Annotated in this window: 21 protein-coding genes; 8 read left to right on the top strand and 13 right to left on the bottom strand. The window is 60.9% G+C overall.

The genetic code is table 11. From position 1 onward, the window contains the following. Positions 1–53: 53 nt before the first annotated feature. Together E2E27_RS07395 and E2E27_RS07400 are read right to left on the bottom strand one after the other, a co-directional pair. Positions 54–740: a GIY-YIG nuclease family protein gene (locus E2E27_RS07395; protein WP_141458348.1), complete on the bottom strand. Its 687-nt coding sequence runs from the start codon at positions 738–740 to the stop codon at positions 54–56. 89 nt (positions 741–829) lie between these two features. Next, positions 830–1456 (bottom strand): DeoR family transcriptional regulator, encoded by a 627-nt coding sequence (locus E2E27_RS07400; RefSeq protein ID WP_141458349.1) that lies wholly within the window; start codon positions 1454–1456, stop codon positions 830–832. A 196-nt stretch (positions 1457–1652) separates the two neighbouring features. Here E2E27_RS07400 and E2E27_RS07405 point away from each other — a divergent pair, with 196 nt between their 5' ends. From E2E27_RS07405 to E2E27_RS07420, 4 genes are all read left to right on the top strand, one after another. Beyond that, the gene (locus E2E27_RS07405) at positions 1653–3146 is read left to right on the top strand and encodes a recombinase family protein (RefSeq protein ID WP_199799109.1); all 1494 of its coding nucleotides are present in this window, start codon (positions 1653–1655) and stop codon (positions 3144–3146) included. After that, positions 3146–4045, top strand: a complete 900-nt coding sequence (locus tag E2E27_RS07410) for a plasmid partitioning protein RepB C-terminal domain-containing protein (protein WP_141458351.1) — start codon at positions 3146–3148, stop codon at positions 4043–4045. The genes E2E27_RS07405 and E2E27_RS07410 overlap by 1 nt, the downstream gene beginning before the upstream one ends. Continuing rightward, entirely contained in the window at positions 4038–5000 is a 963-nt protein-coding gene (locus E2E27_RS07415) for a plasmid partitioning protein RepB C-terminal domain-containing protein (protein WP_141458352.1), read from the top strand. The genes E2E27_RS07410 and E2E27_RS07415 overlap by 8 nt, the downstream gene beginning before the upstream one ends. Before the next feature lie 333 nt (positions 5001–5333). Continuing rightward, positions 5334–9266, top strand: a complete 3933-nt coding sequence (locus E2E27_RS07420) for a hypothetical protein (protein WP_141458353.1) — start codon at positions 5334–5336, stop codon at positions 9264–9266. 352 nt (positions 9267–9618) lie between these two features. Here E2E27_RS07420 and E2E27_RS07425 read toward each other — a convergent pair whose 3' ends face one another. Continuing rightward, positions 9619–11334 (bottom strand): DUF6119 family protein, encoded by a 1716-nt coding sequence (locus tag E2E27_RS07425; RefSeq protein WP_141458354.1) that lies wholly within the window; start codon positions 11332–11334, stop codon positions 9619–9621. A gap of 345 nt (positions 11335–11679) precedes the next feature. Further along, positions 11680–12258, bottom strand: coding sequence for a hypothetical protein (locus E2E27_RS07430; protein ID WP_199799097.1), 579 nt, complete (start codon positions 12256–12258; stop codon positions 11680–11682). A gap of 100 nt (positions 12259–12358) precedes the next feature. On the opposite strand from E2E27_RS07430, the gene E2E27_RS07435 reads away from it, so the two are divergent. After that, positions 12359–13966, top strand: coding sequence for an adenylosuccinate synthetase (locus E2E27_RS07435; RefSeq protein ID WP_141458355.1), 1608 nt, complete (start codon positions 12359–12361; stop codon positions 13964–13966). Continuing rightward, a complete protein-coding gene (locus E2E27_RS07440; RefSeq protein WP_141458356.1) occupies positions 13963–14658 on the top strand; it encodes a DUF7002 family protein in 696 nt (231 codons plus the stop codon). The genes E2E27_RS07435 and E2E27_RS07440 overlap by 4 nt, the downstream gene beginning before the upstream one ends. 4 nt (positions 14659–14662) lie before the next feature. On the opposite strand, the gene E2E27_RS07445 is transcribed toward E2E27_RS07440, so the two are convergent. From E2E27_RS07445 to E2E27_RS07480, 8 genes are all read right to left on the bottom strand, one after another. Further along, a complete protein-coding gene (locus E2E27_RS07445; protein ID WP_141458357.1) occupies positions 14663–16024 on the bottom strand; it encodes a hypothetical protein in 1362 nt (453 codons plus the stop codon). Between the two features lie 178 nt (positions 16025–16202). Then, entirely contained in the window at positions 16203–16736 is a 534-nt protein-coding gene (locus E2E27_RS07450) for a hypothetical protein (RefSeq protein WP_141458358.1), read from the bottom strand. 303 nt (positions 16737–17039) lie between these two features. Further along, on the bottom strand, positions 17040–17426 hold the full coding sequence (locus E2E27_RS07455) for a type II toxin-antitoxin system VapC family toxin (RefSeq protein WP_141458359.1): 387 nt from the start codon (positions 17424–17426) through the stop codon (positions 17040–17042). After that, positions 17423–17656 carry a type II toxin-antitoxin system Phd/YefM family antitoxin gene (locus tag E2E27_RS07460; RefSeq protein WP_141458360.1) on the bottom strand — a complete coding sequence of 78 codons (234 nt, stop codon included), beginning with the start codon at positions 17654–17656 and terminating at the stop codon, positions 17423–17425. The genes E2E27_RS07455 and E2E27_RS07460 overlap by 4 nt, the downstream gene beginning before the upstream one ends. Positions 17657–17779: 123 nt before the next feature. Then, positions 17780–20797 (bottom strand): MobF family relaxase, encoded by a 3018-nt coding sequence (gene mobF / locus E2E27_RS07465; RefSeq protein WP_141458361.1) that lies wholly within the window; start codon positions 20795–20797, stop codon positions 17780–17782. Continuing rightward, positions 20794–21558: a hypothetical protein gene (locus E2E27_RS07470; RefSeq protein ID WP_141458362.1), complete on the bottom strand. Its 765-nt coding sequence runs from the start codon at positions 21556–21558 to the stop codon at positions 20794–20796. The genes mobF and E2E27_RS07470 overlap by 4 nt, the downstream gene beginning before the upstream one ends. Before the next feature lie 355 nt (positions 21559–21913). Then, positions 21914–22180, bottom strand: a complete 267-nt coding sequence (locus E2E27_RS07475) for a hypothetical protein (protein WP_141458363.1) — start codon at positions 22178–22180, stop codon at positions 21914–21916. Then, entirely contained in the window at positions 22180–22437 is a 258-nt protein-coding gene (locus E2E27_RS07480; RefSeq protein ID WP_199799098.1) for a helix-turn-helix transcriptional regulator, read from the bottom strand. Before E2E27_RS07480 ends, E2E27_RS07475 begins: the two co-directional genes overlap by 1 nt. A gap of 185 nt (positions 22438–22622) precedes the next feature. On the opposite strand from E2E27_RS07480, the gene E2E27_RS07485 reads away from it, so the two are divergent. Then, the gene (locus tag E2E27_RS07485; protein WP_199799099.1) at positions 22623–23123 is read left to right on the top strand and encodes an Xre family toxin-antitoxin system antitoxin; all 501 of its coding nucleotides are present in this window, start codon (positions 22623–22625) and stop codon (positions 23121–23123) included. Further along, positions 23120–23605 carry an RES family NAD+ phosphorylase gene (locus tag E2E27_RS07490; protein ID WP_141458365.1) on the top strand — a complete coding sequence of 162 codons (486 nt, stop codon included), beginning with the start codon at positions 23120–23122 and terminating at the stop codon, positions 23603–23605. Before E2E27_RS07485 ends, E2E27_RS07490 begins: the two co-directional genes overlap by 4 nt. Before the next feature lies 1 nt (position 23606). Here the strand turns inward: E2E27_RS07490 and E2E27_RS07495 are convergent, their stop codons facing one another. Further along, a complete protein-coding gene (locus E2E27_RS07495) occupies positions 23607–24599 on the bottom strand; it encodes a hypothetical protein (RefSeq protein WP_141458366.1) in 993 nt (330 codons plus the stop codon). Between the last annotated feature and the right edge of the window lie 4 nt (positions 24600–24603).

Here is a 24603-nt window from a genome sequence, read left to right on the forward strand (position 1 = left end):
AATTCTACATCCCCGATCCCATCCTCGACACAAGGGATAATGCGCTATGGATTTCAATTGGTAAAGTGCGCCGACAGAAGTTCGCGATCCTCAAGCGACCAGATGCATTCCTCGCCGCACCCAGGGCATTGCTGGGTCCGGATCGCAATTTTGCACACCCGTAACCGCTTGGACCAGCATGCCGCATAATCAGCCGGGTCGATCCACCGGTCCACATGACCACAGGTACACCGGTGGACGATGATGGCCCCTTCATGCGCCGCCTCGCTGGCGAGCATTGAGGAGCGCCGAAAGTCCAGCCATGCCTCCAATTCCGTTAGGCCCATAAGCCGCTGTATATCGGCGCTCGCATTTGCAAGCGCGTAACTGTCGCGCATCAGCCGTTGTCCCCAACGCAGTTCTGCCATCAGACTTTGGCTGCGCGTCTGCACCGTCTCGAGGATAGCGAGCCTCGGCAATCGGCCGATAGAAAGCAACCCAGCAATGTGCCGATGGACCATTTGGGAGTCCGGGTTGAGCTTCTGCGATTTTCGGAAATGCCGGCGCAGCCGATGCTCGATTTCGCAGCTTTGGCCGACGTAGAATGGGATACCGTTGAACGGGCTCTCTTCAAACTGGACGCCGGGTTCACCGGGATCGAGAAGGGCATAGATGACATACGGCGCGCCCTCCGCTTCGTATCGTGCCTGGCGCTGCAGGGCCTTGAGGCGCTTTTCGATATCGGTGGGATACAGGGGCATGTCGATCTCCTTTGCTGGGTTCGACACCCCCCTCCCTCTCCTCTTTCTTTGGGTCTCGGCGTCAACGACCGGTTCGAAGTCGAGCCGGACTATCCTGCCCCAGAAGCAGGTCGATAACGTCCGTTGCGGCGCGCACCTGTGAAGCGGATCAAGCCTGAAGCGCTGAGCGCGGCAATGTCCCGTCGCGCGGTTTTCGCGCTGACCTTCCAGTGGCCACAAATGTCCGCCGCGCGGCACCGATGGCCTGCTGCGACTCGGCCTAGAAACCAGCGCTGCCGATCGTTCAGCGCATCGGTTATTGGGTCATTTATAGGGTCAGTTTTAGGGTCATTCATACGGTCATTCTGACGCCGATCCTGCCGTGCCGGCTGCGTATCGGGCGTTTTTGATGATCGGCGAGCAGCCTTTTGGTCCACTCCGTGCCGATCATCGCCCGCCCCCTGCGAGCTTTCGATCAGCCCTATCACGAATGCCCTGATCACTGGTGAGCTCGTGACCAGGCGGAGAAAGAACACAGTATCGGGACCATGTTGACCGGAGAGCCAGTGCTTGACGGTCCGCTCGCTGGCGTCAGTCAGCTTCATCACTTGCTTGACCGCACGGTGCGTTCCGCCGTGCTCTCGCTCCAATAGTTGAGCAATGGTCTCGGCATAGATCTGTCGCCCTGCCAGCACCCCCTCCCACTTCGGCAACTTCCTGCCCTTTTTCGGCAACATCTTCCGCTCCTCTCCGGCCTACACTGGTGAAAGTGCGGGGATGGCGGAGTGTCCGTGGTTCGCGCTGCAGCGGTTGGTCGCCCTGGCCACGGCAGCATCGTCATCGAAAGGGCGGAAATTGAAGGACTGGGGCTACGACGACAGTGACAGCAGGGAACAGGCACCGCGGCTCGTGCGCGCGGCCGAATATGTTCGCATGTCGACTGACCATCAGAAATACTCGACCGAGAACCAGGCCGATGCGATCCGGCATTATGCCGCGGCGCGCGGGATCGAGATCGTACGGACCTATGCAGACGCCGGCAAAAGCGGGCTGAAGATTGAAGGGCGCGACGCACTCAAGCAGCTGATCGACGACGTTCAAAGTGGCGCCGCCGATTACACCATGGTCCTGGTCTATGACATCAGCCGCTGGGGCCGGTTCCAAGACGCCGACGAAAGCGCCTACTACGAGTACATCTGCAAACGCGCCGGGATCGCGGTTCAATACTGCGCGGAGCAATTCGAGAATGACGGCAGCCCGGTTTCGACCATTGTTAAGGGCGTCAAGCGCGCGATGGCCGGGGAGTACAGCCGGGAGCTGTCGACTAAAGTCTTCGCGGGGCAGGGACGGCTCATCGAGAAGGGGTATCGCCAAGGCGGACCTGCCGGATTTGGGCTTCGCCGGACCCTGATCGACGAAACGGGCACGACCAAGGGCGTGCTCACGCGGGGCGAGCACAAGAGCATTCAGACCGACCGTGTGATTTTGACGCCCGGCCCGGATGAGGAAATCGCCGTCGTTCGCAGCGTCTACGCCGCTTTCGTCCATGATGGGCTGAGCGGGCGCGAAATCGCCGATGACCTCAACAGCCGGGGCATTGTCACCGATCTGGGGCGGCCATGGACGCGCGGCACGGTCCATCAGCTCCTCATCAACGGCAAGTACGTCGGCGACAATGTGTGGAACCGGCAGTCGTTCAAGCTGAAGAAGAAGCGGGTCCGCAACGACCCCGAAATGTGGATTCGCAGGCCCGGCGCCTTTGAGGCGATCGTCGAGCGCGACCTGTTCGATGCCGCTCAGGCGCTCATTGGCGCACGGTCCTTCAGGCTATCCGATGCCGAGATGATCGACGCGCTGCGCACGGTCTATGAAAGCAAGGGCCTTCTTTCAGGTATCATCATCGATGAATGTGAGGGCCTGCCCTCCAGCAGCGCCTATTCGTCGCGGTTCGGCAGCTTGCTGCGGGCCTACAGCCTGGTCGGCTATTCGCCGGATCGCGACTATCGCTATCTCGCGGTCAATCGCGCGCTGCGCCGACTGCATCCGGACATTCTTCGCGAGGTCCTCGAAGGTTTGAAAGCGCAGGGCAGTGAAGCATGGCAGGATCCGGAGACAGACCGGGTCATCGTGAACGATGAGTTCAGCCTGTCCGTGGTCATCGTTCGTTGCACGCCCACGCCGACGGGCCTGCTGCGCTGGAAGATCCGCTTCGACACCTCCAAGATGCCCGACATCACTCTGGTGGTCCGCATGGACGCCAGCAACCGGCAGCCCTTCGACTACTATCTCTTCCCGAGGCTGGATGTTGCGGCCGAAAGGGTGCGGCTTGCCGAGGACAACGAGCTGCTGCTCGATGCTTACCGCTTCGACGCCCTAGATTTCTTCTACGAGATCGCCGCGCCTGTCAGAGTTGCGGAGGCTGCCTGATGACCGTCACCCGCCCCCAGATCATCGAGATGATCCCGATTTCGCGGATCACCGTGCTCAACCCTAGGGCGCGCAACAAGCGTCAGCACCGCGAGATCGTCAACAATATCGAGACCATCGGCCTCAAACGTCCGATCACGGTCAGCAAGCACGATGGTCCGGGCGGCACGCGCTACGATCTGGTCTGTGGCGAAGGGCGGCTTGAGGCTTTCCAGATGCTGGGTCAGACCGAGATACCGGCGGTCGTGATCGAAGCGAGCGAGAGCGAATGCCTCGTCATGAGCCTGGTGGAGAACATTGCCCGCCGGGTGCAGCGTCCGATCGATGTCATGAACGAGATCGGGGCACTGAGGAAACGCGGTTACACCGAAGCCGAGATTTCCCGCAAAATCGGCATCACCAGTGGGTGGGTCAGCATGATCGTGACCCTGCTCGAGCGCGGCGAGGAAAGGCTGCTGTCAGCGGTCGAGACGGGGCTGATCCCGATCAGTCTTGCGATGGAGATCTCGCGCGCCGAAAGCGAAGAGGCGCAAAACCTGCTGCTCGAAGCCTACGAAACCGGCAAGCTGAGAGGGAAGAAGCTGGCTTCTGTTCGCCGGCTCCTCGACCTCCGCATGCGTGGGCGCAGCAAGTCTATATCGGCGGGGAAGTTTGGGCGGAAGGGCTCCACCCGCAAGCTGACCGCCAGCGACCTGATGCAGGTTTACCAGCGCGAGGCCGAAAAGCAGCGTCTGCTCGTGAAGAAGTCGGATTTCACCCAGACCCGTCTTCTGTTCATTGTCGAGGCAATCAAGGATTTGCTCACGGACGACGGGTTTCTGACCCTGCTAAGGGCGGAAGGGCTCGAGACGATGCCCCGGGCGCTTGCAATGCGGATCGCGGGGGAAACTGATGACTGAATGGCCATCAGCAGAACGCCAGCCCGCAGATCCAGGCGCCGACAATCGTGTCCGCCTAGGCTTCGAACGCCAGACTGTAACAGTGCGCATCGACCAGGTCGTAGCCCTAAAAGCATTGCGCGAGGGCGTGCGGGAGAGCCGCAAATATGCCCAGATCGTGAGCTCGATCAAAGCCATCGGGTTGGTCGAAGCCCCTGCCGTCGTCCCCAACCCGAAGAATGCAGAGCAATACTTCCTGCTCGATGGTCATTTGCGCATCGAGGTGCTCAAGCAGCTCGGTATCGAAACTGTCGAGTGTCTCGTCGCCAATGATGACGAGACCTACACCTACAACAAGCGCGTCAATCGCCTGCCCCCAATCCAGGAGCACCGGATGATCGTGCGCGCCATCGAGCGCGGTGTCACCGAGGCGGTGATCGCCGACGCGCTCGGCCTGGAGGTGGGTTCGATCCGTGCGCGGTTCCGCCTGCTCGATGGAATCTGCGAAGAGACCGCGGACATGCTCAAGGATACCAATTGTTCGATGCGGGTGTTCGACATGCTGCGCCGCATGTCGCCGATGCGCCAGATCGAGGCGGCAGACCTGATGATCGGCCAGAACAATTACTCGCTGATATTCGCTCGCGCGCTGCTCGCGGCCACGCCGGAGGATCAGCTTGCCGCGCCGGCGAAGAAGGCGCGGAAAAATGATCTAGCGGGCCCGACCAGCCAGCAGATTTCCCGGATGGAGCGGGAGCTTGCCACTCTCCAGACGCAGGTTAAGTCGGTGGAAGACAGCTACGGTATCGACAATCTCCACCTCACCTTTGCGCGCGGCTATGTCGCGAAGCTGCTCAGCAACGCCCGGGTCGTTCGATGGCTGTCGAACCATCGGCAGGAATATCTGTCCGAGTTTCAGCGAATAGCGGAGATCGAGACGATCGGGACGGTCGCCACACCTACGCCGCAGGAATGAGATAGTGAGGAATATGCCCTAAGCTTCCTATCCCGTCCGTGGTAGATTTGCCTACTATGTTGGTCATTTCCGTTGATGTGCCGGTCGCTCAAACAGTAGCCACGGGTTCCAATCGTTTCGGTAGCCGGGGCGGGGAATTACAGGCCATTTCCGGCTACCGCGTTCAGCGGCAGGTTCATCGCCAAAACCCGCCACTCAGCCGTCTACCCGCAGGGCACGAGTTTCGACTGCTAATGGGCCAGTTGCGGACTGACGGCTCCTTGGGGGCAATAACTGCAAAGCGATCCTCAGTTATGAATGCGCTGGAGCGATTCAAAGTCTAAAGTGCGATTAATGGCCGAAACTCCGCTAATCGATCCAGAACTATGGGCATCAACCCGCGCGGGTGCCCGCGCGGGCCGTGGCTTTCGTTACCAAGACGTCGCCACCGCACTACTCGCAGTGCAATCATGGTCGGGTGCCGAGTGGACGTCGGTCATCCCCGAAGGCGTCGACGACGCTACCCTGCACGGGCCGGTTCGTGAATTGAGGGTTCAGGCGAAGTCACGTCACGATCCGCGCGGCATGTTCAGCACCGCCGAGGTGGCTGCCCACATTGCGAAGTCTGCTGCCGCTGTTTCGGCCCAAGACTTGTTGGCCGGCCGCGTCAGGCTGGTGCTGCTTCTCGAGCGGCCGGTGGATGGAATCGAGGCTACCGGGCTCGATGCAACGCTGGGTGACGATTCGGTCGCGGCTGCCGCCTTGAGTGAGCCCCTGACTGAGGTTGCGACCGCCCTTGGCATTTCCGCTTCCGATATAATGGCGGCCACCCATCTGCTTGTTGTGCCGGAGCCCGCCGATGCCATCGTTGATCTCGTCGTTAGCCGAGCCGACTGCGTGCCGGCGGCGGGGCGCCTTGTAGCCGATCGGCTTCGCCAGCGTGTTGGTGCGCTTGCCGACGCAAATTATCGCGCCGCGGCTGCTTCACCCGCACTCCTGAACTCGAACGATGTTCAAGCGGTCGTCGACGATGTACTAGCCCTGGTCGATCGCGACGCCGTGTTGTCCGCGATTTCGATCGGCCTGTGCGAACCGGTTTCCTTCGCTCCGCTAGAGTCGCTTGGTTTCTACGACGGCGTCGATGTCGTTCCTGGCCATGTCGGGGCTGGACTGGTGCTTGATCGACCGGATGTGACCGCCGAGGTCTCGCGTGCACTGCAACGGCGAAGAAGCGCTCTCGTGGTGGGGCCATCGGGGAGCGGAAAGTCAGCATGCGCATGGCTAGCCGCCCACGACAGCCGTCACGCGGTTCGCTGGTATCGCGTTCGACGCGCCCATCCCGACCAGGCTCATCTGCTTCTCGAGCTCGCAAAGGCGATCGAAGCCTCGGCGGAGCGCCCGGTGGGGTTCGTTTTCGACGATCTAGGACGCGACCTTGCCGGCGGCTGGGATACGTTTCAACGCGCAGCCGACGGCCAATCTGGCATTCTGATGCTTGGTACGGTGCGGGAAGAAGATCTTTACCTCATTAGCGATCTGGCGGGCACGCCGCTCGTTCGACCGACGCTCGACGAAGGGCTCGCACAAAGGATATGGACCGCGCTGCGTGCCGAGCGCGACCTTGCATTCGTGTCTTGGCGCGAACCGTATGAGCGCTCGCTCGGCCTCATGCTCGAGTACGTGCACCTCCTGACAAGCGGGAACCGGCTGCAGGATACGCTGGATGCGCAGGTGCGACGGCGCGTGCGGGAGGCGCGCGACGCCGAGCTGAACGCGCTTGCCGCCGTGGTGGAAGGTGCCCGTTTTGGCGGATTGATCGACGCGAAGCTGCTACGCGACCGTCTCGGCCTATCTGTCGGTGCCTTCGATCGCGCGCTGATGCGCTTGGTCGACGAACACGCGATCAGAGTGGTGGGCGATGGCACCCTGACCGGGCTTCACGAAATTCGTTCTGCCGGCCTGCACGATGCGCTGGCGCGGATGACGATCCGGTCGCGGGGAGATGCGCTCGACGACTTGATCGCGATGCTAGCCCCTCGCTCGTTCGCGGTGGTATTGCCACGGTTGCTTGCCGACGGCGGCTTCTCCGACGATGCGTTGCTCGACGCGATCGCAACGCGCGCGCCGTCGCTCTCGGCTCCCGACATCGCATCGCTAGCTTACGGACTTGGCCTGGCGACCTGCGATCGGGTCGCCGAACGTTGGCTTCTCATCGCTGGGGAGGAAGGCCTTGAGCCAAGGCAGGCAGCGCTATCGCTAAGCCTCGCCATCGCAGGGACCGCGATCGATGTTCCGCAATTCGCGAAGGTCAACGCGGCGATCAATCGGCGCAATGAGCTGGTCATGCCCGACCTTCGAGCGGGCTTGTTGGACCGAACGGGCGGGTTGAGCTGGCTCAATCCGGGGTTGGCGGACTATCACGACCTAGCCGCCTCGTTCGCGCCCATTCCGTTTCTCAATCCCGAACCGCCATTCGAGCTACTGCCCGACCTAGGTACGAGCGACCCCACGCTCGACGAGATCCTTGACTTGCTTTCGACCACGCGGACTTTCGGCGGTGGTCGAGCGGAACGCGTCGTCGACCTGTTCGGCGGCACCGAAGCGCTGCTGGAGCGCATCCACATGGAGAAGTCGTGGACAATGCGCCCGGTGCTCCGCAACGAACCGGAAGGTCTCGCTGTCGTGTCGGACGTGCGCTTCGTCGATCCGGTCGTGCAGGGCGAGCCAAACGACGTTGTCGTCACGCATTGCGGGCATCTCATCGCCGCTGCGCCATTCGCGGACCTGGCGGTTTCCACCCTTGTCGGCTGGGATGGCCGACCAGCGGGGCTTGCGAATTTTCCGGTGGCAGCAAAGCGCATCCCGCGCGCGAACCTTCCATCGCCGGTGTCAGTCGCTTGGAATCGGGCAATTTTAAGGGCCGTGCAGCGGCGCCACGCCAGCGCGAACGAAAGTGGGCGCGCGAACGCGCTCTCCGTCGCAATCGGCGAACTCGGCGACCTGCTATCCGACGCTGCCGAATTGCAGTGCCGAGGCGCCGCCGCAAGCAAGCCGTACGAGCTCATGGTCGCAGTGCGCACCCTGCTCAACTCGTTCATCGAGGCCCGCGGCACCGATCTTGGCGGCCGATCTGCGCGCGATCCCGGGGCGGCAGACATGAATGACGAACTTCATTCGTTCGTGACGTCCGTCACCGACCTCGTGCGCGAATTAGGGGCCGCGGACATTGAGCGCCCGCTCATCAAGGCCGCCGACGTCGCACGGCTGAGAGCCACGGCGAGAGCGATCAGAAGTGCGCCCGACTGGCGTTGGCTCGAGGAGCCACCGTATGAAGCGCTCGACCGATTGGCGGGCATTCTCGACGATCTCGATGCCGTGCTCGGCCTGGCCCATGGCGACCGTGACGCTTGGCGCCAACTGCGGCTGCGTGCTGAGCGTAGCAGTCGCAAGAACCGGACGCTGCCACGCTTTGCTGCCGACGCCAGGCGGATCACCGAGGAAAGGTCCGAGCGCGTAGCATTGGCAATTCGCGACGCGCTTGCGGCGGCTGGACGCACGGCCCGGGTCGTGACGCGACCCGCAGACCCTGATGCCCTGGCATGGCCCCGCGTCGAATATCTCGCACTCGTGACCGTCGACAGCCTCGCCACGTTCATGGCTGAAGTCGACATCTTGACCGCCACCTGTCGCGCCGCAGCCGGCGGACATCCGATCTACATCGCACCCGTGCGCGAAGGCATGGTTGTCGCAATGCTGGCCGGCCTGGCCGCGAGCGTCGACGAAAGCTCGATTGGTTCGGTGTTCCCGTCAGGGTTTGTCACCGACTCGTCCTTCGACCGCTGGATCCCGCATTTGCCACTGCCCTTGCTTCAAGAACGGTCGTCCGCTGCGTTCCATGAGGTCACAGCGACTGCTGTCCAGCTGTCGTCGGTCATGGCCAACGCCGACCGACCGCCGAACCATGACGAGATGGCGTATGCGCAAGGGCTCGTCGATCAGATGCGCGCCCGTGCTGCGGAACTTTGCGCCTTGCGCGACGCTGAGGCGGACAAGGATCTTGTTGTAGCGTCTGACTATGTGATCGGTCTACTGCAGCGCTTGCGGCGCGAGCTCGACGGTCTCGAAGACGGAGAAAGCGTTGCCGCAGAGACCGCGCGGCTTGCTTTTGGTGAGGCCACAGAGGCCAGTTTGCTTGGACCGATGATTAGGATCGGTTTGGTCGAGCGCGACATCCTCGCTGCGGCGCAGGTGAGTTTGCCGGTTGAGGCACCGGGAGCTCTCCAATAGCTCGGAGAAGAATTCGACGCGAAAGTGCGGTCCCTAAATGATCGACGTTGCTGGCGTCCGGCTACCGCTTCATCCCGAATGCGGCCGCAGCGGGGCGGAAACAGAGGTAACGGCTTTGGGGCGCGAGAATGCGAACCGAACAACTGCAGTTGTCGGTAAGCGGCGTCTTAATGCCACGTAATCGTGGGGTAATGGCCTTGGGTAAGTTTGCAGCCACAAGGATGAAAACAGGCGCGGCCTCGTGCTCCGACACTGCTGATCTGAACCACCGGCTTTGGGGCGTCGGCGGAACAGCTCGACTTGAAGGAAAGACCGTCAAACGTAGCTAAAACCTAAGCTCAAAGCAGCCAGTTCAGGGGCCTAGGATGACACGCCGGAATACGATTCCCACCTTGAAGCCGCGATCCTCTGTCAGAAATCGGTGGCTCTGCATCAGCTCATACCGCGACATGAACGGCAGCTTATCAAGAGAGAAATCGTCATCGTCATGGAGCACACAAAACACGACAGAGTAGTCCTTCTCGTTGAGATCGGCTTTCTTTTCTGGGATCAGCGCCAGGAAGCTAGCCTTCATTTTCCCGGCATTGACGGGCTCGAGGTCGGCTCCGATCCACGCCACCATGCCAGCACGGCAGGCGGTGTCTGTCGAAAAGGCGTGGGCATAAAATCGGCCTTGCGTGAAGAGGTGACTGATCGACGCTGCACCAGAGGAGAAGCGTTTGACGTGAATGATCGACCGATCAGTATGGAGCAGGTCACATACTTCGTATCTACGCTGGCCGGCGATTTCGAGCTTAGCCTTATCGAGTAGATAGAGGTCAGCACAATCTTCCGCCGCCCTTCGGTTAAAGACCTCCTCGCGGTTCTCTTTCCGATCAGCCCTGTATATGTTAATGCCGTGAGGTAGGTAATCGGGATCAAGAACGAGGTCATGATCGGCCAGATAATCTTCGACCGACGCCTTCAACTCCGCAGACACCTCCCTCCACAGCCCTGACGAAAGAACAAATGTCCGCCCGGCCCATTCGACCTCAGCCACCAGGCATCGATAGGCATCCCAGCGCACGAAAGTTCGATCCAACTCAGAATTGTACTCGAAAATCTTCCACCCCCTGATCCGGGTCTCATTGAGATCTTTCAGCCGGCGCCCCTTGACGGCGATCAGGTCGGCGATGCGTAGATCATCAAAAGTCTCAATCTCTCCGTCGCCATCCTTCTCGACGTAGGCGAACGAGCTGTCGTCCGCGAGAAAGTCCGGCGGCGCGAGGTGAATAGAACTGAAGTTCTTGGTTTCGATTGCTGCGCAAAGCAGGCGATTCAGCTCCGCTATGACAACCGGGTCGCTTTCGTGCCGCAGGATGTCGTACACCTTCAAGTCGGTCTTGGTGTAATCGTCCGATCCGTATCGCTCTTCGAGCTTCCTGCAGAGCTGCGCCAGATGAGCCCAGGTCACCTCCTGATCTTTCGGAAATTTGATCAAGATACTGTCCTTGCCGCGGAAAGAATCGACCAGTTCCTTGTATTCTGACTTCACATGCCCTGAGATCGTGCGAAGAAACTCAGACTCGGTGTTGATGCCGAACACCCCGAGGCTTGCCCCCGTACTGGCCTGCCGCTCGGTTTGGCGGCTGATCGCCTCGTGGGCGGCAGTCTGGATCCGCCGGATTTTCTCAGCATCACAGATATTCATTCCGACTTTTATGCCAAAGTCATAGACGATTTTTTCCTTATCTAGATAGCTATCGCCATGTTGACCAAAGGCCGCTGCATAGAATACGTCACCATCGCCATCCTTGCCTAGTATCCGAAGGGCCATAAGGGCGCGGGGGTATTTGTTGAATGCCTCGAAAGTGTATTTCTTCTCTGCAAACCCGGAATTAAGAAACCGGAGCCATGGGATTTGCTCTTCAGTCTTTTGACTGCCGCCTGCAGGATCATATTTTATAAATCCCTCAAATTCTTCATTCGACTCAATGTGAGTATAAGCCGTCAAATCACCTTTCAGAAAGTCCTCGAAACTGTTCCCATCTTTGATCCTGAAGAGCGTTATTCGCTTCATGTCAGACATCGATTGCACCCCTGAGTAACGATCAATAGGTGGCTAACACGCGTTCCTGTATTTTCATAGACTTATCCAGGCACAGAAGGTGGCCGAGCAGGGCTACCATCCCGTGAGCCCGCAAAATCCCGCCCGCAAGAAGCCTCACGTCGACGACCTGATCGCCTATCGGTAGCTGACCGGCGTGGAACGCTTCTGCTGTCTCCTCGATCACTTACCACGCATCCGCACGCGCTACGACAATCGCGCCAATAACTTGCTATTCGCAGTCCCAATCGCCGCCACCATCATCTGAAGGACCAAAAAAGCCCCGCCCTCAACGGGCGGAGCCGTTTTTGTTTGCGCCAACCGAACTTACGCCCGTTGGCGATTTGGCGCTCCCGTCAGATGCCTGAATCGACGAAGGAACAGTTCTTTGGCCTCCGTCGGCATCAGCCCTTGAACAATGATTTCAGCCGGGACGATGCCAGCCTCGTCGGCCCACTCAGCGCACCCCTCTGCCATGATTTGCCGCTGCTCGGCTGCAAGCACCCGCAGATCTGCCTCTTTGATGACGGACTTTGCTTCTGGCCAAAGTCCAAACCGCTCATTGATCGTCTGCTCGATCGCTAGCTCAATAGCCTTGTAATCGGGTAGCAGCTGTTTGAGCGGGCGGGTTATGTCCCCGATGAAAGCCTCGGCCGCATCATGCATCAACGCCTCGAGCGCGAATTCTTCTACAGTATCGCTGACAAGCAGGGAGTGCTCGGCCACAGAATAGAACCTGCGGCATTGACCAGCATAGCGGCAAACGTGTGCAAGGCCGTGTGCAATGTCCTCGATATCGAATTCACTGGAGGCAGGATCGAGAAGGTCGAAGCGCTTCCCGCTTGCGAGCATGATTGTTGGCCCCTTGTGGGAGACGATAGCGAGTGTCGGGTCAAAAATTTTCACGAACGTTTCCTTGTATCAATGGTTTGACTGTTCCATTTAGCGCCTTGGGTTCGGCTAGTCCTTGTGGGACAGCTGTCGCAGGGACCCAAAGGAGCAGCAAATGTCGGCCGACTTACTGATCGTGCTTTCGGGTCCCATAGGCGTTGGCAAATCTAGTTTTGTTGAGGCACTCGAACCTTTCGGTGCTTCTCGGGTTTCAACTCGCCAGTATATCATCGACCAGACAGGCTGCGGAAACGAGCGCCGTGCCTTGCAGGAAGCAGGCGATCAACTGGACCGGGATACAGACGGCATCTGGGTCGCTGACGCTCTTGCTCCGGCTCTAAGGAGCTCGCCAAGCAAAATTGTCGTACTCGATTCTGCACGGATTGCAGCGCAGGTAGAGGCGTTGCGCGAACGCTTTGGTCTCAAAGTCTTACACGTCCATCTGCATGCTGACCGCGAAATCCTGGAAGATAGGTATTTGAGACGCGATTCTGAAATTCGCGAGTTCAACAGCTACGCCGAGGCAGCAGAGCACGGAACGGAAAGCCAAGTCCACTCTTTGGCACTGATCGCCGACCTAGTCCTCGACACCTCGGACGCGAGCAGCGACCAGCTGGCCGAGACGGCTCTTGCCTTTTTTGGCCGGCAATCGCCTCCAGTGCAGGCGAAACTCGACGTAATCGTCGGCGGGCAATATGGTAGCGAGGGAAAGGGTAACATCTGTGCAGCCCTTGCTGAGCATTACGATTGTCTGGTTAGGGTCGGTGGCCCCAATGCAGGGCACCGGGTCGCAGATCCAGCATATAAATATGTCCAACTGCCGTCAGGCACGTGGACGAACGAACACGCGCAAATCGTGATTTCTGCCGGCTCTATGCTGTGGCTCCCGCAGCTGATGCTGGAAATGCTCGACCACAAGCTTACCCCCGATCGGCTGACCATCGACCCTCAGGCAATCATCATCGACGATGAGGATCGCCGCATCGAAGAAGGCGATTCCAGCGGCGGCCTCAACAAAATTGCGACAACCAAGCAAGGGGTGGGTTCAGCGGTGGCCCGAAAGATATTGAACCGCGGCGATGCCATTTTCGGCCCACAGGTAAAGCTCGCGCGAGACGTCGAGCAGTTGCGCTCCTTCGTCAATCCTGCGCGAAAAGTCATCGAGGGAATGCTTGCAGCGGGACGCGCAGTACTCGTCGAGGGCACGCAAGGCACCGAACTGAGTATCCACCACGGGCGCTACCCCCATGTGACGTCTCGCGAGACCTCGAGCTCTGGCTGCCTTTCCGACACCGGGGTGCCATTCAATGTGGTGCGTGATGTCATCATGGTTGTGAGAACCTATCCGATCCGTGTGGGTGGAACGTCAGGACCTATGGGGCAGGTGATCGACTTCCAGACGATCGCTGACCGCTCGGGCATCTCCTTGGACGAGCTGGAGAAAACTGAGCGGGGGACCGTCTCTGGCCGACCACGCCGGATCGCGGAATTTGACTGGCACCGCATCCGCCTTGCCGCGCGTCTCAACGGCGCCACCAAGATTGCCCTGACCTTCGCTGACTACTTTGGGATCGAGAACCGGCAAGCGACCGACTTTGCTTCGCTCAACGTGCAGACACAGGAATTCATACGGAAACTTGAGCAGATGACTGGCATTCCTGTCGCTTACGTGTCCAAGGCATTCGCCAAGGACGGCGTGCTCGAAAGAGGGAGTTGGAAGTGAAACGTGAAGACCTGGTGAAGATTTACCCGCGGCTCTATCACATGGCCCATGATGGCGCGTGGCCGGCCATTCGCCAGCACGGCCTGCTCAGTGTTGCGGCGCTTCTTGATCTTTACGATGTCGAGGGCGATCGTCGCGAGCGGCTGCTTGCAAGGCACCGACCGGAAAGCGAGCACCTCGACGCAGAAGGCTTGCCTGGTGCAGTTATCCGCGATCAGAAGCCGATGCGGGATAGCGCCTTGGAGAAGTGCCTCGAGGACGGCATGACGCCTTCTGACTGGTACCGGCACTTGAACACCAAATCCTTCTTTTGGTTGTCCCGTGAGCGCGTCTGGTCGCTTCTTGGCGCACGCGCTTACCGTGACAAACCGCAAACGGTTTTGACCGTCGATACCGCGAAGCTAGTTGAGCTGTACGAGGATCAGATTTGGCTGAGTCCGATGAACAGCGGATCGACCATCTATCGACCCTTGCCCCGCGGAATGGGCACATTTCAGCGGATCAGCGACTTTCCCTTTGATGTGCGCAAGAGCCAAGGTCGTGCGAAGGGCGCAAATGTCGTCGAATTGCTCGTTGAGCATGCGGTTCCCGATGTTGCCGCATTCGTTCTTGCCGTCCATCAGGTAGAAAACGACAAGATAATTCGAGAGATCTGGCGCAGTCCCGAAGCAGCAGCCACCGACCATCCTTGACCTGTCATTGAGGCCGAAAAAGTCTTGAGGGCCGTCCGTCCTTGCGCAAGACGTCTGCAACGTGGCTGGTCAAGCCGATCTCTCCAATGATCAGAAAACCGGTCGTTTTGGGCTTTTCTGCGAGAAGGCTCCTCAGGGCGCTCAACCCTGCTGCGGCATCGAACTCTGCCCAATCGTCCGGCACGCCGTCAACGATGACTTGTTGTGTGCTGATGCTTGAGCCCTGATGGAGTTGGACACACCACACCTGCTTACCATCGTGGACCCATTCAAACCTGACAGGCCCTAGGGCTGCCGTCAGGCGTCGATTGAGGTTCTCTACATCGGTGCGGATGTTTGCAGGCAGATCGACTGGCATGACCTGACCAGCCATAAACCCGTCCCCTTCCCCCTTCACGCCTTCGATCACGAACGCGTTATCACGCGTTGCAATCGCGGCGCCGGAATACCCCGCGGCCACCGCATCCTGAACGAGTATCGATGCAATTGCCGTGCCTTCAGGGTCTTCGCGTTGGAGAAGCGCAAAGGGATCAGTCCAGCCTTTGAGGGTCGTGTAGAGCCCGGGCTGCTGCTCGGTCGGGCAGGTGCGGGTCCATACTTCCTTCTGATGGGTGGGCAAGCCAAAGTTAAACGGCGCGATGCGCCTCGGGATCGCAAGCGTCCGAGGTACACAGGCACCTGCCAAATGGGCTACGAGTAGTCCGTAGGCCTTGTCTCCGATCATGCGGCTAAAGTTGTTCGGCCAGCGCACTGCAGCTTCGGGCAAGGCGGGCGCACCGCTTTCATGCTCCCAGAGCAGAGTATGCGTGCCTTTCCAGCCCATCGGACGCGGGTGAATGCTGAATTCTGTTCGATCTCCGGTAACTGCATCAAGATCGGGACGGAACCCATAGACGAGTTCGAGAAGTGCAATGCCCTTATCGAAGGGAAGTGATGCTGTTCCCGGCTTCTCCACGCATCGGGGCGTGTCGTCCGGAGCGAACTCGAAGACATGCCCCTGAAGAACACCGGAGACTCCTCCGTCTGATACATCCACTGTCTCGTTGACAATAGTAAACAGCCCCTCCGCGGTCAGCCGCTCAACCACCGCCAGCGCTTCTGGGGCAGAGCGAATGCCGTAAACGAATTCACGGCTGCGAGGATCGCTCGGCAAATAGCTCCGCACGTTCACCGATTGATCTACGCTCGCCGCAAGCAAGGCTTCGATTGCCTCGAGATTGTCGAGGAAGAGCAAGTTCGGATCATAACCTGCAATGCGAGAATAACTTTGCTTGGCTTTGCCCCCGTCCGGTCGGAAGGCGACGAATTGCGCGACGTTGCCACGTGCAGCCAGGTTATCGAGAATCGCGTCTTTGAAATGTATCATAATCTTTCCCTTTGCGCCTGAAGCTCACTCCCGCAACCTCCTTCCGGTCTAGCCGGCGGCTCAATAGAGGTCTGCGGAAGTGCGAGTCCTGCTGCGCAGTCATTGCTATCCGATGCCAATGGCTGCTCGGATGGTCGCAATCTCATGGGTTATCCCACCGTAGGATAATTCGCCTTGTCTACGGTAGCCCTTTGAGGACGTTCTGCAGCACTTCTACCTGTCTGCCGCGCTCCGCCATCATTCGTTCGCGAATGACCTTCCCGCGGGCAGCAATGACAAGCTTTGCCTCCTTGAAAAGATCGATGAGTACGCCGCAGGCAATCGGGTCCTGACGCCATTCTGACGTGGCGAATTGCAAGAGGCGCTCGAACAAGTAGGCGCGCGCGTCATCGGTGGCGGTGGCGAGCGCCGCACGGATCATCCAGGCGGGCGCAGCATGCAGTTCGATGCGGGACAAGTGCCAGACAGGCATTGCAATGAGCGGGATTGCAACCAGGAAACCGACGTAGCCAGAACGAAGGGGCGCTGCCGGGTGATGCCAAGCTGCCAGCGACATCGACAATATCATAACGCCCGCGGTGAGCACGCTCGATGCGACAATACCGGCCCAACGCCAACTGCGCATGATGATGAAACCGGTCCGCTCAATCCAGGTTGCCGACGGGCGCGGGATGAAGCGCAGGCCGGATGTTGTGCGTTGGATAGGTGTCATAGTTAGCCTTTCGGTGAGGAGTTGAACGCGATAGTTCGGTCGCCGAGACACCGGCTGGCCGAACCGTCCAATCGCTCCCATGCTGGTCGGGCGCGTTCACTCCTTCTCGCGAAGGCTCAGGAATCTCCGGTTCGCCGGAGACAAACAAACCGCCCGAAGGCACAGCTGATAGCCCCTAGGGGCCCCACCGAGCGCGCGATCCAGCAGCGCTCATCTCGGTCATACAGCAATACGAGGTTGCGGCAAAGGCGACAGTAATGCGCTTGTGGGGGTTCTTGGCCGAGACAGACGCCAGCGCGGCGCTCACCACAGACGCTTGATCGCGAACCCGTCGAACAGCGCCTCATTCGATACCAACACCATATCTTCGGCCTGTGCCTGTGCGATCAGGAAGCGGTCGAACGGATCCTTGTGGGCGATGTTCATCTCACCCGCGAGCCTAGCATGGTGGACGCTGATCGGCAGTTCGCCGAAGCCTTGCTCGGCGATGATCACTTCGAAATTCTGCGCCAGCACAGCCGCGCCGGGCAGTTTGCCGATCCGGAATTTGGTGGCGATCTCCATCGCCGAGGCAGCGCTGACGATGATCTCGTTGGCCTCATCGGCGATGGCATCGCGAGCGCGGCGGCTGAGGGCTTCGTCACCCGCCAACCACCAGATCAGCGTGTGGGTATCGAGCAGAAGCCTCAAGCGAGACCCCACCCTTCAAGCTCATCGTCAGGCAGCGGCTCATCGAACCGGGTGTCGACCGTGATCTTGCCCTTGAGCGCGCCGAAGCGGCGTTTGCCGCGCGGATTGACCGGCACCAAGCGCACGGCGGGCACATTGCCGCGCGCGATCACGACCTCACCGCCCGCCAAGGCTTCCGCGATGAGGCGAGAGAGGTTGGTCTTGGCGTCGTGAACAGAGAACTGGGCCATGGGGCTACTCCTTGGCTAAATATATAGCTAAGCCGGCTTCAGGAAGCAAGAAGGGTGTCCCGAGGCACGGGATTGGTCCGCGCTCGCGATGCTTCAGTCAGCGGCGTCGTGCGACCGAAATGCTCACCGGCCCCGCTCCATATCGCGCTCGCGGTCCGGTTCGCGCCCACCCGATCCGCGCCCGGGTTCGCTGCGGTCCAGACCTTTTTCCAGCGTGAGTTCGCGCTCCTTGTTGGTCAGAACCGCCCAAACAAATTCGGGCCCGAGCGCAGCACCAAGTCGCCGTAACTCGTCCGTCATGATGGGCCCGCGCTTATCCGGTTCGTTCTCAACCGCTTGCCCGCGCGCAACTTCAATAGCGCTGGTCTTGTCACCGGGGTTGCGCGCCACATCGCGCTCGATCTTATGCGCATCATCGACGATCAGGATGGCGTCGCCCGTGAACCGCGCCGCTGCGACGAGGAATGAGCGCGTACTGTTTAGCAACCGCTCGCTCTCGCTCAGCACCATGATGCCGTCCTTCGCGGTCATGCCCTGCGCAATGTGGGCATTGACCGCGTAGGCCAGGTCAAGCCGCTCCAGCATTGGGTCGCCGTGCTTGAGGTTGATCGCTTCGCCATCCTTGGTGGAGAAGGTAATGCCGTGTTTGCCGACGCTTTCGACCTTGGCCATATCACTGTTGGCGAGGCCGCGCGCATGATCATTGGTAGTCCAGCGGATCGGATCGCCCGCGTGCAGCGCAAGGCGCTTCTCGGCGAAGACCGACACGGCATCGTGCTGGAGGTTATGGGGGAGGCGACCCGGAGTGAAAGTCTGCACCCGGCCATCCTGCAACTCGAGCCTGACCCGCTCGCCATCATGGCCCACCACGCGGCCGCGCTCGCCGCGCGCGATATTCTGGGCGCGCAGGTTGCTGTTGAAGGTGACGATATGCCCCTCACGATAGGCCCGCATCTGGCGGGCGCCTTCCTTGGTAATCGTCACCCGATCGAGGACAGTCTGGACATGCGCCTGCTTGCCGAGCTCGCCCTTGTCGGCGCGCTGTTCCTGCACTGCGGTGTTGAGCGCGCTGCGCATGGCGCGGCTCAAGGTGAGAAGCAGCGTCTGCTCGCGCTCCTCCGGTGCCCGGCTGACCCAAATCGCCGCAGCAGTTTCAACACCTTCGAGGCGAGGTAGTTCGAGTGTGCGATCCTTGAGGGCGGCGAAGGCGCCGGGCAGATCCTCGCGTCCGAGCGCCGCAGCAACCGCCTTCATCTGTGGCGAGGCAGCGCGAAGGTTCTCGGTAACGGGCGAGGTCGGCGTGCCGCGCTCCTGCGCCTGTTCGAAGGGCTTGCCAGCGGCAATGGCTTGCAATTGCTTCGTGTCGCCGATCATAATCAGACGTTCGGCCCCCGTGAGATTGGCGAGGCGGACCAGCTTTTCGAATTGCGCAGTGCCTACCAGTGAGGTTTCGTCGACCATGATCCAAGCGCCGCGCAGCTCCCTTGCCGTGTTCGCGGCTTGCTCCGGACTGGCGGTGCCATCCAGCACCGGACGGTGCCGCGCGAGGAAGGCGGCGACCGATTTGCCTTCGACGCCAAGCTTTTGGCCGAAATCACGCGCGGTGCGGGTGGCGATGGCCAGCGCATGCACCTGTTTGCCCTCTTCGCGCAGGAGCGCCGCGACCGGCACCAGCGCCGCTGATTTGCCTGTGCCAGCCCCTCCTTGCACCAGATGCACCCGGTCATTGGTCGCCAGAACGTCAACAGCGGCGCGCAGCTGGCCCGTGTTGAGCGGTCGCATGCCGAGGTCAGCCGCCGCTTGCTGAACCCGCAACGCTGCCGTGGGGCGGTCGGCGAATGCTCCAACCGCTCCACGACCTGCCGCGATCTCATGCGCGGCCCGTTGCTCCAGCGCCAACATGCTGGCAGGCGTCACCATCCGCTCATTGCCGAGCAGCAGGCCCTTGTCCTGCAATTGCGCGATACGCGCCTCCACGACATCGGCATTGATCGGACCGCGACGTTCGAGAGCCGCGCGCACAAGATCGAGGCGGTTGAACCCGGCTTCGTTCTCGCCGAGATCGCGGACGGCAGAGGCCACGGCGTGGGCCGCCGCGAAGGCCTGCGGACTGAGGGCCCCCTTGCGTTCCGGCACCAGCGCATCCCCGGAGCGCGGGGTCAGTCCCATTGCCGCGGCCACCTCCAGCCCTTTTGCATGGATGCCGCGAACCCCCTCAACCATCCGCGACCAGAACGTTTCTCCGCGCACCGACCGCTCCATCGCCGCCGCAATGATCGGCTGCAGATTGAGCCCCACCTTCGCCGCCTTCTCCGCCCACACCTTTCCGCGCTCTTCACGATCCATCGCGGGTTCCTTGTCCCGCCGCGTCGCCAGGGCGGCGATCTCCCGTTCTTTCGGGGAGGAGCGACCATCCTTGTCCAGCGCGGCGAGGATCTGCGCGCGCCGCTCGGAGAAGGCCTCGATCTGGGTGCGCGAGATGCCTGAGATCTCGAACTCTCCCAGCACGGGGTTGTTGCCCGGCACGAGTTCGTAGCCGAGTTTCTCCAGGCCCTCGCGCAGATAGGCGTTGTGCACGGCCCCGAGAGTGCGCTGATGCTGATAGATCGCGTCATTCTTGAGCGCATGCCACTTGCCGTCGCTGGCCAGCGTTGCACCGGCCACCACCGCGTGGACGTGCAGTTGCGGGTCGAACTGGCGGCTGACGTCATGGGTGAAGGTCGCGACTACAAGGTTGCCGGTGTTTTCGGTCACCTGCCGGCCGTCCCGCCAGACGCGGGCCTGCGCGAGGTTCTTTTCCGCCCACACGAGCGTCTGGGCGACGGATGCCCTAAACGCTTCCACCACCCGGTGATCCTTGCCGACGAGCGCGACCAGGCTGACGGATTTTGGTGCGCTGAAGGTCAGATCGAGGCCGGCGCGGTGTTCGCCGCGACTGGCATTGATTTCGCTGCCGTCGGGTAACTTGCCTTCCAGAATGCGCTCGAAGGTGGCGGTTTCGACCTTGCCCTCAAGACCCAGCGCCTGCGCGCCGCTGCCCTGCCAAAGGCTCTGATCGGTGCCATTCTCCAGCGAATAGTAGTTGTCCGAGGCGTAGTATTCGGCCGCACCGGCGGATGCGACGGGGCCGAGCGACATCATGGCTTCGGCTTGTCCATCATGGGCACGAGAACAGGACAGGCTTTGGCACCATGCTTGGCTTTCCAGAGTTCGCACATGGCCTGATCAGAGCTGCCGTACATCGCGCGCGCCATCGGATTGGCGATCCAGGCATCTGGTGTCAGACGCGCGAGCGTAGTGATAACAACCGCTGCCGCGAACAGGGCAGTGACGGCGCCGATGCAGAGTTGCCAGGCAGGCATGCGCCAGTCTGGCGCAATCTCATATCTGTTCACGGTGCGCGGTGTCTTCGCAGCAGCTTCGATGACGTCGAGCCGTGCATTGAACCCGGCGATCCACTCCGGCGAGAGCGCCGCCGACATGACCTGTTTGTACAGATCTTCGACCTCTTCCAGATGCCCATCCAACAACTCTGAAAAGGGCGTTGCTCCTTCCGAGAACCGGGCTGCGAGCATTTCGCCGAGCCTGTTCATCGCCTCCCGGTTCGCTTCATCGGTCGCATTGAAGGCTTCCACCAGCCTCTTCTCACGTCGCTCCGCCGCGCGCAGGATGCGATCGAGGTCGATGCTGATCTGCTCGACTTTCAAGGCGAGGGTTACGGCTGTGCCCGGGTCGATCGGTAGTTTCGGCGGCTCGAACATCGCCCTGCCTTGTTCACCGGCTCGCACCGCCTCCTCCGCAATGGCGCGCAGCAGGTCGGGGCGAGACAGGCCGCGACCTTCCGCGACCGCGTCGAGGTGAGCGAGCAGCCGATCCTCGTAGGCGACATTTACCTGTGCCACCGCACACGCTCCCAGATCACCGAAATAGGCAAGCGATGGCGGAAATTCCGGCTTCTACGAGGGAAGTAGGCGCAAGCTCTACGCCGCTGCCGCAAATCGCAGAGCTTTTGCGGGCAGCCTAGAGTTCTACCTAGGCCGTAGAACCGCAGAATTCCGAGATTTTTCGCTACACCCGGAGCAGCTAGGCAGTAGCGTGGTGCGTGCAATTCACTTTGCTCAGTCAAGCCGAGGGAAGTTTGATTTTGGGGGTCTTGGGAGCGTCTGGATTTCCCGCGGGGGGCACAGCGGCTGTTACGCCGCAACACACTGCCACGAGGCCAGACCCCTGTGCTGCGAGGCCCGCTCATTGGCCCGCTCATTGGATCGTCGGCTTTACGGGCAGGGGGAGCGTCCCCAGAATGGCGGCATCGATGGCCTCACGGATCCTTTCCGCCAGGTTCTGCGCATGGGTGCAGCTGAGCGCGACGGAGACATCACCGATCCGCAAGACCCCGCCACGGCAGTCAGCCGGGCAGGCGATCTGGCGATCACAGATTACCGTTAGTGAAGCGACGTTCCCGATCAATACGATCGAATGCATCGGGACGCTGAAAAGCGGCAACCGGGCAACTGGCTCCGTCATCACAGAAGCCTCCCGAAATCGCGCGGACGCTGTGCTGGCGGCGGCGGCGGGATCGGACACACCGGATCACTGACCGGGAGCCCGTTGATCCATTCGTCAATGTCGCGCCGTTTCCAGCGCAGCTGGCCGCCGCCGAGCGCGCAGGGCTTGGGGAAGTCCCCCGCCGCCCGTTTGCGCCAGATCGTGACCCTGCTCATGCGCAGGTGCCGGACGAGGTCGTCCGTGGTCATCAGAGTGCTCGTTTCCTCGCGTTCCATCGCCGTTCCTCCACGTCGCAATGCGTGCAGAGGCTTTCACAGGGCGGGGTGCGGACGAAGCCGTTTCTCGGGATTCCTCAGAATTTCTGGGAATTCGGGATGGGCTCAAGTGCCACCAATCAGGTGGTATCGCCGCATTGAATGTTATGCTCAAATGCGCTATGTGAATGCTCAAAGGAGCAATCATGGCTACATCTGCGATCTACAGCGGCAACGTCAGAACAGCGCGCGGCAGCAAGCTTGCAACGCCCAAGACAGGCGGCGGGTATCGCGAGCTCTTCGCCGCCTCACCCCAAGCGCGGATTGCAATGATCCGGCAGGGCGTCCCCGCCATCGAGGCCAAGCGGCTGGTGCAGGCGCTCGGGGTCGAGCAGAAGGTGTTCTATCAGGCACTCGGGCTGAAGACCGCCACCGTGAACCGCAAGATCACCCAGAGCGAGCAGCTCGCCAGTGATGAAAGCGAGCGCCTGCTTGGCGTGGCGCGGTTGATTGGGCAGGTCGAGGCGATCGTCGCCGAGTCTGGCGATCCCAAGGGCTTCGATGCACCCGAATGGCTGTCGCGCTGGCTGCGTGAGCCGTTGCCCGCGCTTGGCGGCACCCCGCCGATGGCTCTGCTTGATACAATGGAAGGTCAGGCCATGGTCGCCGAGGCGCTATCCCGCATCCAGAGCGGAGCCTATGCGTGAGTGTATCGGTCTGGCGCATTGCGACCGATACGAAGAACTATGAAGCGGACGATCTCAGCGGCAAGGGGGCGGAAATCACCGGCGGTCGCTGGAACGACAAGGGGACGCCGCTGGTCTACACCTCGACGAACCGGTCGCTCGCCGCGCTTGAGACCATCGTGCACCTCAACTCGGGCGGCCTGCCGCTCAACCGCTATCTCGTCGAGATCGTCATCCTGGATGATGTCTGGAACGCGGCGGAAGGGATCGATCACACTACCGCGCCGGTGGGGTGGGACGCCGAACCGGCGAGCCGCACATCATCGGATTATGGCACCCGCTGGGCCAGAGCAGCGACCAGCCTGCTGCTGCGCGTCCCCTCGGTGATCGTGCCGGAGGAAAGCAATGTGCTGATCAACCCGTGCCATCCCGACATCGCGGCGATCAAGGCCCGCAAGGTGCGCAAGTGGATCTATGATGCAAGGATCGTGCGGAGCATGTGACCTAGCGGCCCAGACCCTGCTTGATCAGGAAGGCCTTGAACGCTCCATAGGTGCCACTGGCTGACCTGCCGACGATTTTGCCAAGCACGTCGTCGGTGTAGTCGATGTGACGACCGTGCTCCTCGGCCCCTTCCCTGACCCTGGCGGCGATCTGACCGGTCTGGAGGCAAGGATCCTTCTGAACGATTTTCCAGGTTTCCAGGTTCACATAGCGGAATAGGTCCTTCTCGCTAACGGATTTTGGCGCGGCCTCGAGGTACGTATTCAGGGCTTGGGTGAATGCGCTTTCCGCGATGCCGGTGAAGGGGTGGTCGGCTTCGCGGATCGGTGAAACCGGGGCAATGCTGAGGCCCAGGTCAAGCTCGTCAGCGTGAGGCTGTTGCATCGGTGCGGGGGCGCTGTCGCGAGATTTCACGCGCTCGTCCAAGACCACTCTGGGCACCTCGACGAACAATTCCTGTGCTTTCGCCCGGGCGTCAATCGCGCCGCTGCGGACGATCAATCGCAGGCCGTTCAGTCCTGCAAATTCTTGTCTAGCGATGACGGACGCGCCGTCACCACGTTGGCGCATGGCGCTGCCTTTGCCCGCTTCGAACTTTGCCCGGCAGGCCTCGAGGCGGACAAACCACTTATGCTGCTCGGACGTCCGTAAGCGTGCCTGAAGCTCCCGGTGGCTCGGTCTGCGCAGCCGCCGGTCACATTCCCATGCGGCCGCACCACTCAGGGCCGCCGGACACAGCCACTGGACGGGATTGCCGTCTCCGAACGTCGTCAAAATCGTGAGGGCAGCACATACCACCGACAGACCAACACTGGCCCATTTGCCCACATAGAGCCACGTCCACTCGCCTTGCTCAGGATCGAGCCGCTCAAGAAATGCGATGCCAAGGACCGATTCGGGGGTCTTTTGGGGATCTTCACCGTGCTCTTGAAGGAGGGCGGACCAAAGCGTGGGGAACCGTTCCTCGCCCGTCCGCAAGTCGAATGTGGCCATCGAT

The sequence above is a fragment of the Porphyrobacter sp. YT40 genome, from assembly GCF_006542605.1.
GTDB lineage: Bacteria > Pseudomonadota > Alphaproteobacteria > Sphingomonadales > Sphingomonadaceae > Erythrobacter.

Excerpts from the sequence above, each read along its gene's own strand:
- E2E27_RS07395 (WP_141458348.1), bottom strand. The coding sequence starts at position 740 with ATGCCCCTGTATCCCACCGATATCGAAAAGCGCCTCAAGGCCCTGCAG.
- E2E27_RS07400 (WP_141458349.1), bottom strand. The coding sequence starts at position 1,456 with ATGTTGCCGAAAAAGGGCAGGAAGTTGCCGAAGTGGGAGGGGGTGCTG.
- E2E27_RS07405 (WP_199799109.1), top strand. The coding sequence starts at position 1,653 with ATGTCGACTGACCATCAGAAATACTCGACCGAGAACCAGGCCGATGCG.
- E2E27_RS07410 (WP_141458351.1), top strand. The coding sequence starts at position 3,146 with ATGACCGTCACCCGCCCCCAGATCATCGAGATGATCCCGATTTCGCGG.
- E2E27_RS07415 (WP_141458352.1), top strand. The coding sequence starts at position 4,038 with ATGACTGAATGGCCATCAGCAGAACGCCAGCCCGCAGATCCAGGCGCC.
- E2E27_RS07420 (WP_141458353.1), top strand. The coding sequence starts at position 5,334 with ATGGCCGAAACTCCGCTAATCGATCCAGAACTATGGGCATCAACCCGC.
- E2E27_RS07425 (WP_141458354.1), bottom strand. The coding sequence starts at position 11,334 with ATGTCTGACATGAAGCGAATAACGCTCTTCAGGATCAAAGATGGGAAC.
- E2E27_RS07435 (WP_141458355.1), top strand. The coding sequence starts at position 12,359 with ATGTCGGCCGACTTACTGATCGTGCTTTCGGGTCCCATAGGCGTTGGC.
- E2E27_RS07445 (WP_141458357.1), bottom strand. The coding sequence starts at position 16,024 with ATGATACATTTCAAAGACGCGATTCTCGATAACCTGGCTGCACGTGGC.
- E2E27_RS07450 (WP_141458358.1), bottom strand. The coding sequence starts at position 16,736 with ATGACACCTATCCAACGCACAACATCCGGCCTGCGCTTCATCCCGCGC.
- E2E27_RS07460 (WP_141458360.1), bottom strand. The coding sequence starts at position 17,656 with ATGGCCCAGTTCTCTGTTCACGACGCCAAGACCAACCTCTCTCGCCTC.
- mobF (WP_141458361.1), bottom strand. The coding sequence starts at position 20,797 with ATGATGTCGCTCGGCCCCGTCGCATCCGCCGGTGCGGCCGAATACTAC.
- E2E27_RS07475 (WP_141458363.1), bottom strand. The coding sequence starts at position 22,180 with ATGACGGAGCCAGTTGCCCGGTTGCCGCTTTTCAGCGTCCCGATGCAT.
- E2E27_RS07480 (WP_199799098.1), bottom strand. The coding sequence starts at position 22,437 with ATGGAACGCGAGGAAACGAGCACTCTGATGACCACGGACGACCTCGTC.
- E2E27_RS07485 (WP_199799099.1), top strand. The coding sequence starts at position 22,623 with ATGGCTACATCTGCGATCTACAGCGGCAACGTCAGAACAGCGCGCGGC.
- E2E27_RS07495 (WP_141458366.1), bottom strand. The coding sequence starts at position 24,599 with ATGGCCACATTCGACTTGCGGACGGGCGAGGAACGGTTCCCCACGCTT.